Origin of the sequence: Saccharopolyspora antimicrobica (assembly GCF_003635025.1) — a bacterium.
GTDB classification, from domain to species: Bacteria; Actinomycetota; Actinomycetes; order Mycobacteriales; family Pseudonocardiaceae; genus Saccharopolyspora; species Saccharopolyspora antimicrobica.
The window spans coordinates 2862584-2876301 of the sequence record NZ_RBXX01000002.1 but is presented as its reverse complement, the minus strand read 5'-3'; the positions used below and the strand labels follow the sequence as shown (position 1 = coordinate 2876301).

Annotated in this window: 15 protein-coding genes; 9 read left to right on the top strand and 6 right to left on the bottom strand. The window is 70.9% G+C overall.

Annotated elements, in window-relative coordinates:
• Positions 1-27 precede the first annotated feature (27 nt).
• Positions 28-564: an AAA family ATPase gene (locus tag ATL45_RS14065; RefSeq protein WP_177241950.1), complete on the bottom strand. Its 537-nt coding sequence runs from the start codon at positions 562-564 to the stop codon at positions 28-30.
• An 84-nt stretch (positions 565-648) separates the two neighbouring features.
• Positions 649-1104, bottom strand: coding sequence for an NUDIX domain-containing protein (locus ATL45_RS14060; RefSeq protein WP_246025339.1), 456 nt, complete (start codon positions 1102-1104; stop codon positions 649-651).
• Between the two features lie 188 nt (positions 1105-1292).
• On the opposite strand from ATL45_RS14060, the gene ATL45_RS14055 reads away from it, so the two are divergent.
• Positions 1293-1715, top strand: coding sequence for a DoxX family protein (locus ATL45_RS14055; protein ID WP_093151147.1), 423 nt, complete (start codon positions 1293-1295; stop codon positions 1713-1715).
• Positions 1716-1769: 54 nt separating this feature from the next.
• Here ATL45_RS14055 and ATL45_RS14050 read toward each other — a convergent pair whose 3' ends face one another.
• The 3 genes from ATL45_RS14050 to ATL45_RS14040 form a co-directional block, all read right to left on the bottom strand.
• Positions 1770-3617, bottom strand: coding sequence for a dynamin family protein (locus ATL45_RS14050; RefSeq protein WP_093151145.1), 1848 nt, complete (start codon positions 3615-3617; stop codon positions 1770-1772).
• Between the two features lie 120 nt (positions 3618-3737).
• Positions 3738-4169 (bottom strand): nucleotide exchange factor GrpE, encoded by a 432-nt coding sequence (locus tag ATL45_RS14045; RefSeq protein ID WP_177241949.1) that lies wholly within the window; start codon positions 4167-4169, stop codon positions 3738-3740.
• Between the two features lie 5 nt (positions 4170-4174).
• Positions 4175-5710, bottom strand: a complete 1536-nt coding sequence (locus tag ATL45_RS14040) for a dynamin family protein (RefSeq protein WP_093151136.1) — start codon at positions 5708-5710, stop codon at positions 4175-4177.
• A gap of 159 nt (positions 5711-5869) precedes the next feature.
• On the opposite strand from ATL45_RS14040, the gene ATL45_RS14035 reads away from it, so the two are divergent.
• The 5 genes from ATL45_RS14035 (at position 5870) to ATL45_RS14015 (ending at position 10500) form a co-directional block, all read left to right on the top strand.
• Positions 5870-7051: a sensor histidine kinase gene (locus tag ATL45_RS14035; RefSeq protein ID WP_246025338.1), complete on the top strand. Its 1182-nt coding sequence runs from the start codon at positions 5870-5872 to the stop codon at positions 7049-7051.
• Positions 7052-7160: 109 nt separating this feature from the next.
• Positions 7161-7817, top strand: a complete 657-nt coding sequence (locus ATL45_RS14030; protein ID WP_093151131.1) for a response regulator — start codon at positions 7161-7163, stop codon at positions 7815-7817.
• A 51-nt stretch (positions 7818-7868) separates the two neighbouring features.
• Entirely contained in the window at positions 7869-8669 is an 801-nt protein-coding gene (locus tag ATL45_RS14025) for an HAD family hydrolase (protein ID WP_246025337.1), read from the top strand.
• A gap of 164 nt (positions 8670-8833) precedes the next feature.
• A complete protein-coding gene (locus tag ATL45_RS14020; protein WP_093151126.1) occupies positions 8834-9775 on the top strand; it encodes an ABC transporter ATP-binding protein in 942 nt (313 codons plus the stop codon).
• The gene (locus ATL45_RS14015; RefSeq protein ID WP_093151124.1) at positions 9772-10500 is read left to right on the top strand and encodes a hypothetical protein; all 729 of its coding nucleotides are present in this window, start codon (positions 9772-9774) and stop codon (positions 10498-10500) included. The genes ATL45_RS14020 and ATL45_RS14015 overlap by 4 nt, the downstream gene beginning before the upstream one ends.
• A gap of 678 nt (positions 10501-11178) precedes the next feature.
• Here ATL45_RS14015 and ATL45_RS14010 read toward each other — a convergent pair.
• Positions 11179-11646: a universal stress protein gene (locus ATL45_RS14010; RefSeq protein ID WP_246025336.1), complete on the bottom strand. Its 468-nt coding sequence runs from the start codon at positions 11644-11646 to the stop codon at positions 11179-11181.
• Between the two features lie 219 nt (positions 11647-11865).
• Between ATL45_RS14010 and ATL45_RS14005 the strand changes: the two genes are divergently transcribed.
• The 3 genes from ATL45_RS14005 (at position 11866) to ATL45_RS13995 (ending at position 13706) form a co-directional block, all read left to right on the top strand.
• Positions 11866-12420, top strand: a complete 555-nt coding sequence (locus ATL45_RS14005; protein ID WP_093151120.1) for a hypothetical protein — start codon at positions 11866-11868, stop codon at positions 12418-12420.
• A 120-nt stretch (positions 12421-12540) separates the two neighbouring features.
• Positions 12541-13185, top strand: coding sequence for a tRNA (guanosine(46)-N7)-methyltransferase TrmB (trmB, locus tag ATL45_RS14000; RefSeq protein ID WP_218150536.1), 645 nt, complete (start codon positions 12541-12543; stop codon positions 13183-13185).
• Between the two features lie 17 nt (positions 13186-13202).
• On the top strand, positions 13203-13706 hold the full coding sequence (locus tag ATL45_RS13995; RefSeq protein ID WP_093151111.1) for a DinB family protein: 504 nt from the start codon (positions 13203-13205) through the stop codon (positions 13704-13706).
• Positions 13707-13718: the final 12 nt, after the last annotated feature.

Here is a 13718-nt window from a genome sequence, read left to right as displayed (position 1 = left end):
GCCACCGCCCACCTATGCCCACTTAGGTCATCCGCAGGTCCAGCCGGTGGCCGACAGCACCTCCTCGGCGATCGCCGAGACCGACCGGCCGTCCGTGGGGATCCGGATCGTTTCCGGGCAGACACCCGCGTCCAGGACACGCGCCTTGTGCGCGCTGCCCGCCAGCTCCTGCGCCAGCTCCGAGCCGAGCTCCCGACGGGTCAGCCGCTCCCGAGCCGTGGCGTCGGTCGCGGTGAGCAGGACCCTGGTGGCCCGCACATCCGTGCCCAAGGCGCGAACGAACAACCCGGCCTCCGACGGCAGCACGCATGCGGTGTTCGTGTAGACGAGGCGGTGGTAGCCGCGCTGCGCGAAGTTCGCCCACACCGCGGCCAGATTCCGCTCGGTGATCTCCGAGCGGTCGGGGTCGTCGTCCGGGGCCGGGTGCACCTGGCCCAGGAAATCGCCGTCGATGATCGCGTGGGAGACCGCCGCTCGGCGCAGGAGTGCGGAGACCTCCCACGCCACGGTCGTCTTGCCGACACCGGCCCGGCCTCCGATGAGCAGCACTTCCGCTGAAGTCATGCGCGGAGGTTGTCAGCCCGGGCCGCCACCGCGCGATGGGTTTTCGCCCGGCCCGGCGGGCCGTGGAGCGCCGAAGCCCACGAGCTACCGGCCCAGCAGCCGGGCGAGGGGCGCTCTGATGTCGGCCGGGTGCAGGTTCAGGCGTTCGAACTCGTCCGCACTCGCCCACAGCAGCTCGAAGCTGTTGTCCGGACTGTGCTCCTGGGCCTCCGAGCCGGACAGGACAGCGGCCCCGGCGACGTCCGCCATGAGGAAGTACGAGGCAGGACGCCCGTTGTGCCGCCCGGTCCACAGCAGCCGGTCGATCCGCGCCCGCAGCGTGGTCTCCTCAGCCAGCTCCCGCACCGCCGCGTCTTCCGCCGACTCCCCGTCCTCGACGTGCCCGCCGGGCAAGACCGCGTAGTGGTGCCCGGGACAGCCCGACGTCCGCGCGTTCCCGCACATCGCGCACGCCGCGGCCGACTCGCGCCGCAGGTAGCGCTTGATGACCAGAGCACGCCGCCCGTCGACGACCACAGCAACCGCACGCGGAATCAGCACGCCTCCGATCCTGGCGGTGCTCCCGGAAGTTCCCAAGCGCCCATCGGTGTCGACTTCCAGCGCATCTACCAGGGAGAACAGCGTCGCGAAGATTTTTTGAAAAGTTCTGGGGTTCGTGTCGATCCGGGCCGGTCTTCTTCGACGCATGGGTGAAAGCGCCTCAAGAGCCCCGGAGAGGAACACCCGCCATGAGCATCCAGACCGCCCCCAAGACCACCACCACCGTCGCCGCCAACGCCGACCGCGCCCGCCCGATCGTGCTCGGGCTCTTCCGCATCGTGATGGGATTCCTGTTCCTCTGCCACGGCCTGCAGGGTTTCGGCTTCTTCGGTGGCATCGACGGCGCGGGCCTGGCGATGGCCTTCGGCGAGTGGCCGGGCTGGTGGGCCAGCCTGATCGAGGTCGTCGGCTCCGCGTGCGTGCTGGCCGGTTTCGGCACTCGCACCGCCGCTTTCCTGCTCTCCGGCGTGATGGCCTACGCCTACTTCGTCCACCACGCCCCGATGGCCCTGATGCCGATGCACAACGGCGGCGAGCCGGCGGCCATGTACTCCTGGGTCTTCCTGCTCCTCGCCGCCTTCGGCCCCGGCGCCTTCGCCCTCCGCCGCTGACCAGCCGAAGGGCACCGCCTGAGCTGCCCGCTCAGGCGGTGCCCTTCAGCATGCTCAGGTGTCGCGGAGGTTGCGGATGTTGGCCAGGAGGGCTTCGGCTCGTTCGCGGCCGCTGGTGGCTTCCGCGAGGCGGCGGTTGACCGTCTGGAGCTGGCGGCTGCGTTCCGCGGCGTCCATCTTCAACGCCTTGTCCACCTCGCGGAGCTCCGCCTCGATCGCTTCGATCCGCTTGGTCAGCGCGTCGTCCAGCGCCAGCGAGAGCTGCTGCTCGGCCTCGATGAGCTGCTCGGCCACCAGCTGGTCGAGCGCGGAGCGGGCGTCGGCGATCGCTTCGGTCAGCCACTGCTTCAGGTGCTGCTTGTCCGCCGCGTGCTTGCGGGTCCGGGCCATCCACCAGCCCGCGCCGAGACCGAGCACGATCGTCACCGGCAGCACCACCGGGTTCAGCGCCGCGATCCCCAGGCCCGCCAGCGGCATCGCCGCCGCACGCCCCACGCCGAGGCCGCCGGAGACGCCCATGAACACCAGGAGCTTGTCCTCGGCCGTCGGCGGGCGCTTGTCCGGCGGGCGCAGCGCGATCGGGGCCTGCGCGCCGCGGGCGAACTGGGAGCGGATCACGTCGAGCTCTTCCGCCGAGAACAGCTCCTTCAACGACTGCTCGGCGACCGAGGCCAGCCGCGCGGACAGCGCCGCCGCCACGCGCGTGGAGGCCATCTGCAACGCCACGTCCACCTGGCGGGGCAGCTCGGCCAGCTGCTGGCGGTCGGCGGCGTCGATGGCGCGGCGGAACCAGTTCTGCACCTCGCGGACCTGGCGGGTCACCTCGTGGCTGGTCTCCACCCGGGTGCGCTGCACCTCGCCGCGCAGCCTGACCTGCCAGCCCCGGGTCGACGAGCGCCGGGAGGCGGACAGCTCGTCGCGGCGGGCGCGCAGCGACTCCGCCTCGTCCTCGCCGACGGTCAGCGCCCGCTTCTCGCCCTCCAGCTTCACCACCTGCTCACCGAGCACAGTGGACAGCGCGCGCATCGTGTTGGCCTCGCCGAGCATCGCGGAGCGGCCGCCGATCAGCCGTTCCAGCTCGCTGCGGAGCTCCGCGATGCCGGACTTCTCCCGCAGCATCTCCGCCGCCTGCTCGCTCGGCGCCTTCGCGGCCATCTCCTGCAACCGCGCCGACACCGGGAAGATCGGCACTTCGGCGAACCGCGGCGCGTGCTCGACCAGCAGCTTCCGGTTCGCCTCCAGGACCTGCCGCCAGCCGCGGTACTGATCGGTCTTGGCCAGCGCGAAGACCACCGTCTCCACCCGTTCCCCGGTCTTCTGCAGGAACTCCAGCTCGCCGCGGGTGAACGGGGCGGAGGCGTCGACGACGAACAGCAGCGCCGTCGCCGAGGCGGCGGCTTCCATCGCCAGCTCGCCGTGCATCTCGTCCAGCCCGCCGACGCCCGGCGTGTCCACCACGGCGACCTTGGCCAGCGCCTCCAGCGGCGCGGTGATCCGCACGTAGCGCGGCGGCAGCTGACCTTCGGGCAGATCGCGGCCCACGCTGGTCCAGTTCGCCAGCTCGGCGAGGTCGAAGGCCACCGGATCCTGCTGGCCCGGGTAGCAGGCGTGCGCCGCCCACTGCTCGCCGTGCTCGAACTGCAGGTAGGTGGCGGTGGCCACGTCGGCGTCCACCGGGGACAGCCCCGGGTGCGCGAGGATCGCGTTGACCAGCGAACTCTTGCCGCGGTTGGTCTCGCCGACCACGACGACGCTGGGCGTCCGGGGGCGGCCGCGCCGGACCTGCTCGACCCACTCGGCGGCGTCCGGGTCGACCTCCCGCAGCAGCCCGATGAGCTTGTCCCTGGTCTGCTTGACCTGCTGCGGAAGAGCCGCAGCCACCGCAACGCCGGGTGCCGTCATGCGCGCCCAGCTCCTTTCCCGCGATCCGGTCGAACCACCGGATTCTCCCCGACCGTCCGCACCCCCGGGAACCACTTCCGCAAACCCGCCATCGCCCGGGGCGGCGTCGACTTCGGCGGGTTACTGCTTGCGGAGTTGGTAGACGGTCACGATCGGAGCGCGCAGGATCCGGTCGCGGTCGGCGAAGCCGAGCACCTCGGTCTCCGCGATCACCCCGTCCAGGGCGGGATCGTCGGTGGGCAGCGTGCCGCCAGCCTCGTGCAGCGCCGGGTCGAAGCGGGTGCCGTCGGGGCGCAGCGGGGCCACGCCGATTCCGCTGAGGCCTTCGGCCAGCCGCTCCACGACTCCCGTGCTGCGGGCCCTGTCCAGGGCGTACATGCAGAGCTGGATCAAGGTCGCGCGCTCGGCGAGCGCCTGGCCGAGCGGATCCGCGGTCACGGCGGTCATGTCTGTCCCCAACTCCACGTCCGAAGTGCCCTCTTCGGTCTCAGACGTGCCGGCAACCTGACCGGTTCCACTTTCAGGTGAATTCTTGCGCCGCCAGCCCCACATCCCGTTCACCCCGAGCGCAGCTGCTGCCAGAGCAGGAAGTAGGCCCGGTGCACCACGTGCGCGATGCGGCTCTGCGCCGGAGTGGCGCCGAACGACGAGAACGAGCGCCACCAGTTCGCCCGCTCCAGGGCGTAGTCGGTCAGCTCCTTGCGGTGCCGCCCGGGCAGGCCGAGCTGCTCACCCGCGTCGGTGCTGCTGCCGACCCGCATCACCTCCTCGGCCAGGTCCGCGGGCATCGTCACCGCACCCGCCGCGACCAGCGTCAGCGCCTCCAGCACGCGCAGCTGGTGGGCCTCCGGCTTGGCCAGCAGCACCTCGATCGCGTCGTGCACCCGCTGCCGCTCGCCCGGGTCTCCCGATGAGTGCGAGAGCGCGGTCACCGAAGCCAGCCCGGCCGCGGCCTTGATCCCGTCCGCCCGCGCGCGGAACACGGTGTCCAGCCGCTGCAGCACCGAAGCCAGCCCGGAGGAGTCCAGCAGCCGGCGACGCAGCGCACCCGCGGTGATCTCCGGGTCCGCGTCGATGGCCTCCAGCGCGCTGCGGATCCCGTAGAGGTCCATCCGCTCCAGCAGGCGGGTTCGGGTGCCCGCCGGGACGTCGCACTCCCAGCTGGTGAACAGGTCCGCCGACATCAGCAGCGTCTCGCGGGTCGCCTCGTCGAGCTTGGCCAGTTCGCGCAGGGCTTCGGCGTCGTTGGCGGTGAACGCGCCCGATTCCGCGGTCTCGGCGAGCAGGCCGATCACCGGCAGCACGTCGGCGACCTTCGGCTTGAGCAGGTCGGCCTGCTTCTCGGCGAGCAGCGCGGCGGCCTTCCACACGTCCTCGCCCGCGCCGTCCACCGTGCTCGCCTCGATGGTGTCGGCCTTGTTCAGCACCGCGATCGCGTTGACCGGCCCGGCTTCGCGGCTGGCCGTGGCGGCGGTGAACGACGCCAGCGCGTGCTCGTCATCAGCGCGGACGCCCTGCGTGACCACGTACAGCACGGCTTCGGCCCCGGCGACGGCGTTGCGCGACACCGGGTCCAGCTCGCCGTCGGCGTCCTTGCCCGCACCTAGCAGCTCCTCGGTGCGCGCCACCGATGCGGCGTCCAGCGAACCGAGCCCGGGGGTGTCGATCACCGTCAGATCGCGCAGGACCGCGTTGGTCAGGTAGGCCTCCAGGTGCGAGACCTTGTCGATGTCCACGCCCAGGTCGGCGGGGATGCCGCCGTCGGCGTCGAAGGGCACCGCCTGCTTGGTGCCGTCGCGGAAGATCACCTCGACGCGGTCGACCGTGCCGTACTGGAAGCGGGTCACCAGCCGGGTGCACTCGCCCACGTCGGTGGGCGCCACCCGGCGGCCGATCAGCGCGTTCACCAGCGTCGACTTGCCGGACTTGATCCGCCCCGCGACGGCCACCTGCAGCGGCGCGGACAACCGGCGCAGCACTTCCGCGAAACCGGCCGCGGTCTGCTCGGACACCTGCGGCTGCAGCCCGGTGCACAACCGGGCGACCGCAGCGGACAGCGGGCCTGGCCAGTGCTGCTCGGATGCCGTGCTCAACCCGGACCTCTCGATGCCGATGCCAACTGCGCGCTCTGCGCCGCTACATCCTGCCACGCAGCGACCCGCCCGCGGGGGCGCACGTACGACCACAGGTTGACCCGAATCGAGCCGCTGGCATGACGTCACCGCAGGTCGGACCGCTCTAGGCTCGGGCGCGTGCGGAAACTGAGCCTGTGGTTGCAGGCGCATCCAGTGGTGGGCGACGGCGCGATCGCCGCCTTCATGCTGCTGCTGCAGGTCGCCGAGACCGGCTCCCAGAGCGAGCAGAACCGCCTGATGTTCTGGCTGCTGCTCCCGGTCCACCTGCTGGTGACCGTCCCGATCGCGTTCCGGCGCGTCTGGCCGATCCGGTCGGCCTACGCGGCGCTGCTGGCATCGGCGGTCCTGGTGGCCGTGCAGGAGGACGCCGTCGTCGGTGCCCTGGTCCAGTGCGTGATGATCTACACGCTGGTCGCCTACACCACCCGGCGCGTCGGAGCCCTGTACACGCTGCTGGTCGGCGTGCTGTTCCTGGTCGAGCTGTTCATCGGCCTGGAGCCGACGGACGACCTGGCCCAGCTGCTGATCGTCCAGATCATGTTCTTCGTGATGCTGGTCGGCTTCTGCTGGGCGCTGGGCGCGTTCATCGGAGCGCGCCGCGCCTACCTCGCTGAAGTGGAGCGGCGGCTGCGCAACCTGGAGTTCGAGCGCGACCAGCAGGCCCGCATCGCCGTCGCCGAGGAGCGCAACCGCATCGCCCGGGAGATCCACGACGTCCTGGCGCACTCGATCAGCGTGATGGTGACGCAGGCCGACGGCGCCGGTTACGCGATGAGCAAGAAGCCGGAGCTCGCCGAGCGGGCGCTGCAGACGATCAGCGCCACCGGCCGGGAGGCGCTCAGCGAGCTGCGCGGACTGCTCGGCGTCCTGCGCAATCCCGGCGAGCACGAACCGGACCGCATCCCGCAGCCCACCGCGGCCAACCTGCACGACCTGGTCGACCGGGTGCGCGCGCTCGGCGTGACCACCTCGCTGGAGCTGACCGGCGACTTCACCGGCCTGCCCGCCGGGATCGGGCTCAGCGTGTACCGCATCGTGCAGGAGTCGCTGACCAACGTGGTCAAGCACGGCGGAACCGGTGCGAAGGCCGATGTCCGCGCGGTCAACGACGGCCGGTGCATCGACATCGAGGTGGTCGACGCCGGAACCGCATCGCTGCCCAGCGACCTGGCCTCGGGCGGCAACGGCCTGATCGGCATGCGGGAACGAGCGGTGGTCTACGGCGGAACCCTGGAAGCCGGCCCCCGCCCCGGCGGCGGCTGGCGGGTCCACGCCGTGCTGCCCCTCGAACCCCCGTGAGCGGCCGCTACGACACCCCGGGCCCGCGCCGAACCGCAGCCGCTCGCCCCGGTCCGGGCACCCGCTCCCCGGACCGCCGGGCAGGACCGGCAGCGCTACGGTCGGGGACATGATTCGGGTTTTGCTGGTGGACGACCAGGAGCTCATGCGCATGGGATTCCGGATGGTGCTCGACGCGCAGGAGGACCTGGAGGTCGTCGGCGAGGCGGGCAACGGCGAGGACGCGGTCGAGCTCGCCGGGAAGCTGCGCCCGGACGTGGTGCTCATGGACGTGCGGATGCCGGTGCTCGACGGCGTCGAGGCGACCCGCCGGATCGTCGCGACCGACGCGGCGAAGGTCCTGGTGATGACCACCTTCGACCTGGACGAGTACGCGCTGTCGGCGCTGCGCAGCGGGGCCAGCGGATTCCTGCTCAAGGACACCCCGCCGGAGAACCTGGTCAGCGCGGTGCGGTCGGTGGCCAGCGGCGATGCGGTCGTCTCACCGAGCGTCACCAAGCGGTTGCTCGACCGCTTCCTGGGCGAGGGCGGCGGTGAGCTGCGCGACGCCTCGGTGCTCGACGCGCTGACCGAGCGGGAGCGCGAGGTGCTGGTGCTGGTGGCGAAGGGCCTGTCGAACACCGAGATCGCGGGCAAGCTGTTCCTGTCCGAGGCCACCGTGAAGACCCACCTCGGCCGAATCCTGTCCAAACTGGACCTCCGGGACCGGGTGCAGGCGGTGGTGCTCGCCTACGAGACCGGTCTGGTCAAACCCGGCGAGGCGTGAACTTCACCTCCAACCAGCCACAACGCGCGAACCGGCGGATAGCCTGCCCTGGTGACCGACGCCGCGTGGAAACCCCGACTCATCGCCCTCGACGTCGACGGAACCCTCCTGAACCCGGACACCGGGCTGATCTCGGCAGCCGTCAAGGCCGCCGTGCACCGCGCCATCGCCGGGGGCGGCCAGGTCGTCATCTCGACCGGCCGGACCGTGCTCGGTGTCGATCCCGTACTCGATGAACTCCAGCTGACCAGCGGATTCGCCCTGTGCTCGAACGGGGCGGTGCTGCTCGACGTGGCCACCCGGGAGGCGGCGTCGGTGGAGACGTTCGACCTCGCACCGGTGCTGGCGGAGCTGTCGGCCCGGCTGCCGGGCGTGATCTTCGCCGCCGAGGACCTCGGCATCGGCAACCGGGTGACCGCCGAGTTCCCGGCGCACCAGCTGGAAGGCCTGCAGCATCCGACCACAGTGGACGAACTGGCCGCCGTTCCGGCGCCGCGGCTGATCGCCAGCTGGCCCGGCCGACGGCCCGCCGAGGTCGTCGAACGGCTCGCCGGCGTCGAACTGCCGTCGTGCACCTACACGCTGGACCACTACGAGCCCTGGGTGACCGTGACGCCAGAAGGCGTGTCGAAGGGCTCGGCCTTGGAGAAGCTGCGCGCCCAACTGGGCGTGCTCGGCTCGGACACGTTCGCCGCCGGTGACGGCGACAACGACATCGAGATGCTGCGCTGGGCGGCGCACGGCGTGGCGATGGGCCAGGGTCCGGCGGCCGTCCACGCGGCCGCCGACGAGGTCGCCGCCCCGGTCGCCGAGGACGGCCTGGCCGCGATCCTCGACCGCTGGTTCGGCTGAGCCCGCCGACCAGCGGAGTCATCCTCTGGTCAGGGTCGTCTACGACCTGGGTCTGACCCCAGGTCGATACACCGGAACGATGCCCGCGCACCTGTTGAGCGGGCATCGTTGCTGTCGTGGCCCGGACGGGCCGCCCAGCGTTGTCCTCGGCAACAGGAGTGATCATGATCGAGGCGATCGGCCTCACCAAGCGCTACGGCCCGAAAGTCGCGGTGAACGACCTGTCGTTCACGGTGAAGCCCGGCCAGGTCACGGGCTTCCTGGGTCCGAACGGCGCCGGGAAGTCCACCACCATGCGGATGATCCTCGGCCTGGACCGCCCGACCGCGGGCGAGGTGCGCATCGACGGGAAGCGCTACCAGGACCTTAAGAACCCGCTGACCACCGTCGGCGCGCTGCTGGACGCGAAGTGGGTGCACCCGAACCGCTCGGCGCGCAGCCACCTGCGGTGGCTGGCCAAGTCCAACGGCATCCCGCTGCGCCGCGTCGACGAGGTGCTCGGCATGGTCGGCCTGGAAGGTGCCGCCAACCGCCGCGCCGGCGGCTTCTCGCTCGGCATGTCGCAGCGGCTCGGCATCGCCGGCGCGCTGCTCGGCGACCCCAAGATCCTGCTGTTCGACGAGCCGGTGAACGGCCTGGACCCGGAGGGCATCCACTGGATCCGCCGGTTCATGCAGGGCCTGGCCGCGGAGGGCCGCACCGTCTTCGTCTCCAGCCATCTGCTGTCGGAGATGGCGCTGACGGCCGAAGAACTCGTGGTGATCGGCCGCGGCGAGCTGATCGCGCAGTGCAGCACCCAGCAGTTCGTGGACAACGCCGGTTCGCAGGCGGTGCTCGTGCGTTCACCGCACGCATCCGACCTGCAGCAGCTGATCGCCGCGCAGGGCCTGAGCGTCCGCGCCACCGCCAACGACACACTCGTGATCGACGGCGCGGAGACCGAGCAGGTCGGCGAACTCGCCGCGCAGCACCAGATCGTGCTGCACGAGCTGACCGCGCAGCGCGGTTCGCTGGAGGACGCCTTCATGCAGCTGACCAGTGATTCCGTGGAATACCAGACGAATCTCGGCGTGGCCGCGCCGATCGCTCCGGGGGTGGCCCGATGACCCTGCTCGCCGTGGAACGGATCAAGCTCTTCTCCACCCGCTCGGCGTGGTGGTGCGCCGCGCTCGCCCTGGCGCTGACCATCGGGTTCGCGGGCCTGTTCGCCAGCCAGATGGACGTCATCCCGCTGGGGATGACGCAGGCCGGCTACCAGTTCGGCCTGATGGTGGTGCTGGTGCTGGCCGCGCTGTCGATCACCACCGAGTACCGCTTCGGCACGATCCGCGCGACCTTCCTCGCGGTGCCCAACCGCACTGCCGCGCTGGCCGCCAAGACCGTGCTTGTCGCGCTGGTGGCGCTGGTGATCGGCGAGCTCTCCGCCTTCGGTTCATGGGCCGTGGCGAAGGTGCTCGCGCCCGCCTCGGACCTGGCGCTGACCACTGCGGACGATTGGCGGATCGTCGCGGGAGTCGGCCTGGTGTTCGCCCTCGGCGCGGTGCTGGCGGTCGCGGTCGGCGCGCTGCTGCGGCAGACCGCGGGCGCGGTGACGCTGCTGCTGATCTGGTCGCTGCTGGTGGAGAGCCTGGTCGGCCTCATCCCGGGGATCGGCGAGACCGTGCAGAAGTGGATGCCGTTCAACCACGCCAGCAACTTCCTGTCCGGAATGCCTGCCGACGGTGCCGCGAGCATGCCGCTCGGACCGTGGGGATCGCTGGGCTACTTCGCGGCCGTCGTGCTCGCGATCTGGGTGATCGCCCTGGTCGTCGTGCAGCGCCGGGACGCCTGACCAGCGCGGATCGTCCGTGCTGGAACCCACCATGATCAACTCTGGAAATGCCCAGTTGGGCGGCGGATAGCAAAACGTTACCCGGCCCGGCCGAGAGTCTGATCACGTCAACCGATAGGATCGGCGGCAAGATCGAGCCGCAGCCGTCACCCGCTCGACGCACCTGATCAACGCGGCGCGAAGTGTCCTCAGTGGACATAGTGCGGGACTGGCGATGGCGCGGCCGACTGGCACAAGTGAATCGACCGACTGCAGCAGCGCTCGGGGGCGCCGGCGGTCGGGACGGGGGAGGGCCCGGGCTGTCATTCGGGGGATGGCCCGGGCCCTGTGCTTTCCGCGATAGGCAGCCGCGCCCGTGAAGCACAGCCGGATCCTGGACAAGCTAGTCGCCCGGCCCCTCCTCCGCACGACGGACGACGAGCTCGGCCCCATGCCGAAGTGGCGCGGTCGGTGATCCTGGTGGCGTCTTCGACGCCGACCCGAACACGAAGAACGTCGCCCGGGTGGCTCTCCACCCTGCCGCATCACCGCGAACGCAGAGGCACTGCGCCGCGCAGCACGGAACCGAGACCGGGCGAAGGGCTGTGGATCACGCCTCTTGAGCCCGCCGGACGACCTCTTCGGCTAGACCCCGGCGGAGCCCTCCCCGTCGGCCACGTGCTTTTGGCGAAGACGCCCTCAGACGTTCGGACGGACCACGAGCACCGGGCACGCCGCGTGCCGGACGCACTGCTCCGCGACCGAGCCGAGCATCAGCCCGGCGAACCCGCCGCGCCCGCGGTGCCCCACGACCAGCAGGTCCGCACCCTTCGACGCGGACAGCAGCGCCTGCGGCGATGGCGAGTGGACGATGTGGAACTGCACCTGGAGGTCACCGTGCTCGCCGAGCTTGGCGCTCACGACCCGCTCGGTGTCCTCCTGGACCGCCTGCTGGAAGGCGTCCATGCTCGGCATCACGTTCGGCGGGCAGTCCGCGGGCCTCGGAGCGGTGCGCAGGCTCCACGCGCGCACCACGTGCAGCACGGTGTTGCGCCGCCTCGCCTCCTCGGCGGCCGCGACGAGCGCACGCACCGACGACGCGGAGCTGTCGAAACCCACGGCGACACCGCCGTCGATTTCGACCCGTTGGATCATCTGGTCGGCCATCTGTCCACTCCAGGCGGTCTCGGGGCGGGTCGCCGGAGCGATCCGCAGCGGTCGGCAATGTGTGAATTCAGACACAATTGACTACATGGTGTCATTGATCGCATCCGCTGTGGTAAGGCATTGAGTAGGGATGTCCCGAACCAGCGTCGCTTGGGGGCATGAGCTGGTCGAGGGCGAGTTGGCGGCTCGCAACTTTCTCAACAGCAGAGGGGTGGGCCAATGGTGCAACCGCAGGAGGGCTCGGTCATCGGACCGGGCCGGTCGGCCGACGAGGTCCAGCTGGAACCGGTTCCCCGGTTGGAGTGGTCGCTGACGACGGAGGCGCATCCACCAGCGCTGGAAGCGGCCAAGCCCGCTTCGCTGCGCCGCAGCTGGATCCACACCGCGCCGGAACCGCAGGTGCTCGAACTGTTCCGCAAGCTGCACGGTGCCAAGCACCGGCTGCCCGCGCCGTGGTGGCTGCGGGCGCTGGACCGCGGTGAGCTGCCGTCCCGCGAAGCGGCGTTCGAGGTCGAGGACGAGGTGCACGCGGTCCTGCGCGCCCGCCCCGGCTGGGTGTTCGTGCCCTGGGCCGGAACGGGCGAGGCCGGGTACTGGGAGTACGCGCCGTCGGACCGGGCACCGATGCAGATGCCGACCACCGTGGCGCTCACCGACGAGCACAACGGCTGGCTGAACGTGGTGCCCGCGCACCACGACCCCGAGCCGGTCGCGATCCCGGTCAAGGGCGTCGCCGGGCTGGTCGCGATGCTGCCGCAGATCGAATCCTGGTGACCAGTACCGCGCTGCTCGGCGCGAGCGGCCGGTTTGCCATACTGGCTCCCCGTGAACGCCTCTGACCAGCAGGTTCCTTTCCGTCGTACCGTCGTGAGCTACGTCCAGCGGGGCGAGCGGATGACGGTGGGCCAGCAGCGGGCCTGGGATCGCCACTGGGCCGAACTGGGCTCCGAGGTGACCGCACTTCCGGCAGGCCCGCTCGACGTGGCGTCCTGGTTCGGCCGCTCGGCGCCGGTCGTGCTGGAGATCGGTTCCGGCATGGGGGAGACGACCGCGCAGCTGGTGGCCGCCCAGCCCGAGGCCAACTACCTGGCGGTCGAGGTCTACAAGCCCGGCCTGGCCCAGCTCATGCTGCGCGCGGAGAAGCTGGAGGTCGCCAACCTCCGGCTGCTGCGCGGCGACGCGCTCGTGCTGCTCCGCGAGCACCTCGAACCGGAGTCGCTGGACGAGGTCCGCATCTACTTCCCCGACCCGTGGCCGAAGAAGCGCCACCACAAGCGGCGGCTGGTCCAGTCCGAGTCGGTGGCGCTGATCGCCTCCCGGCTCAAGCCGGGCGGGGTGCTGCACCTGGCCACCGACTGGGAGAACTACGCCGAGCAGATGCTGGAGGTCTGCCAGGGCGAGTCGCAGCTGCGCAACCGCTACGCCGACGAACCCGGCGGCTGGGCGCCGCGGCCGGAGTGGCGGCCGGTCACCAAGTTCGAGAACCGGGCGCACGAGGAAGGCCGGGAGATCCGCGATCTGATCTTCGAGCGCATCTGACCGCGTACTGTCGCGGCATGACGGACCTCGCGCCACGGAGTGATCTCGGGCCGCCGGACATCAACACCGATGAGCCGACGATGCTGCTGGCCTTCCTGGACTACCTCCGGGAAGCCGTCATCGCCAAAGCAGCCGGTCTCTCCGACCAGCAGGCCCGCACTCCCGGAGTCACCTCCGGCACCAGCGTGCTCGGCCTGATCAAGCACCTGACCGCGGTCGAGGCGAACTGGTTCGAGTGGTCCTACGCCGGCCTCGACGTGCCGGTTCTGGACAACCAGGCTCGGCCCACCGCCGAGGAAACCGCTGACGAGCTGATCAGCGCCTACCGGCGTGCGATCCGGCGGAGCAACGAAATCGCTCTGGCGTGCAGCGACCTGGGCACGCCTGGCGTGCGCTCGGTGCTCGAGGCGGCCCCGCCATCGATGCGCTGGATCCTGCTGCACATGATCGAGGAAACCGCGCGGCACGCAGGCCACGCGGACATCCTCCGCGAGCACATCGACGGCTCCATCGGGCGCTAGATCAGTCCGAAG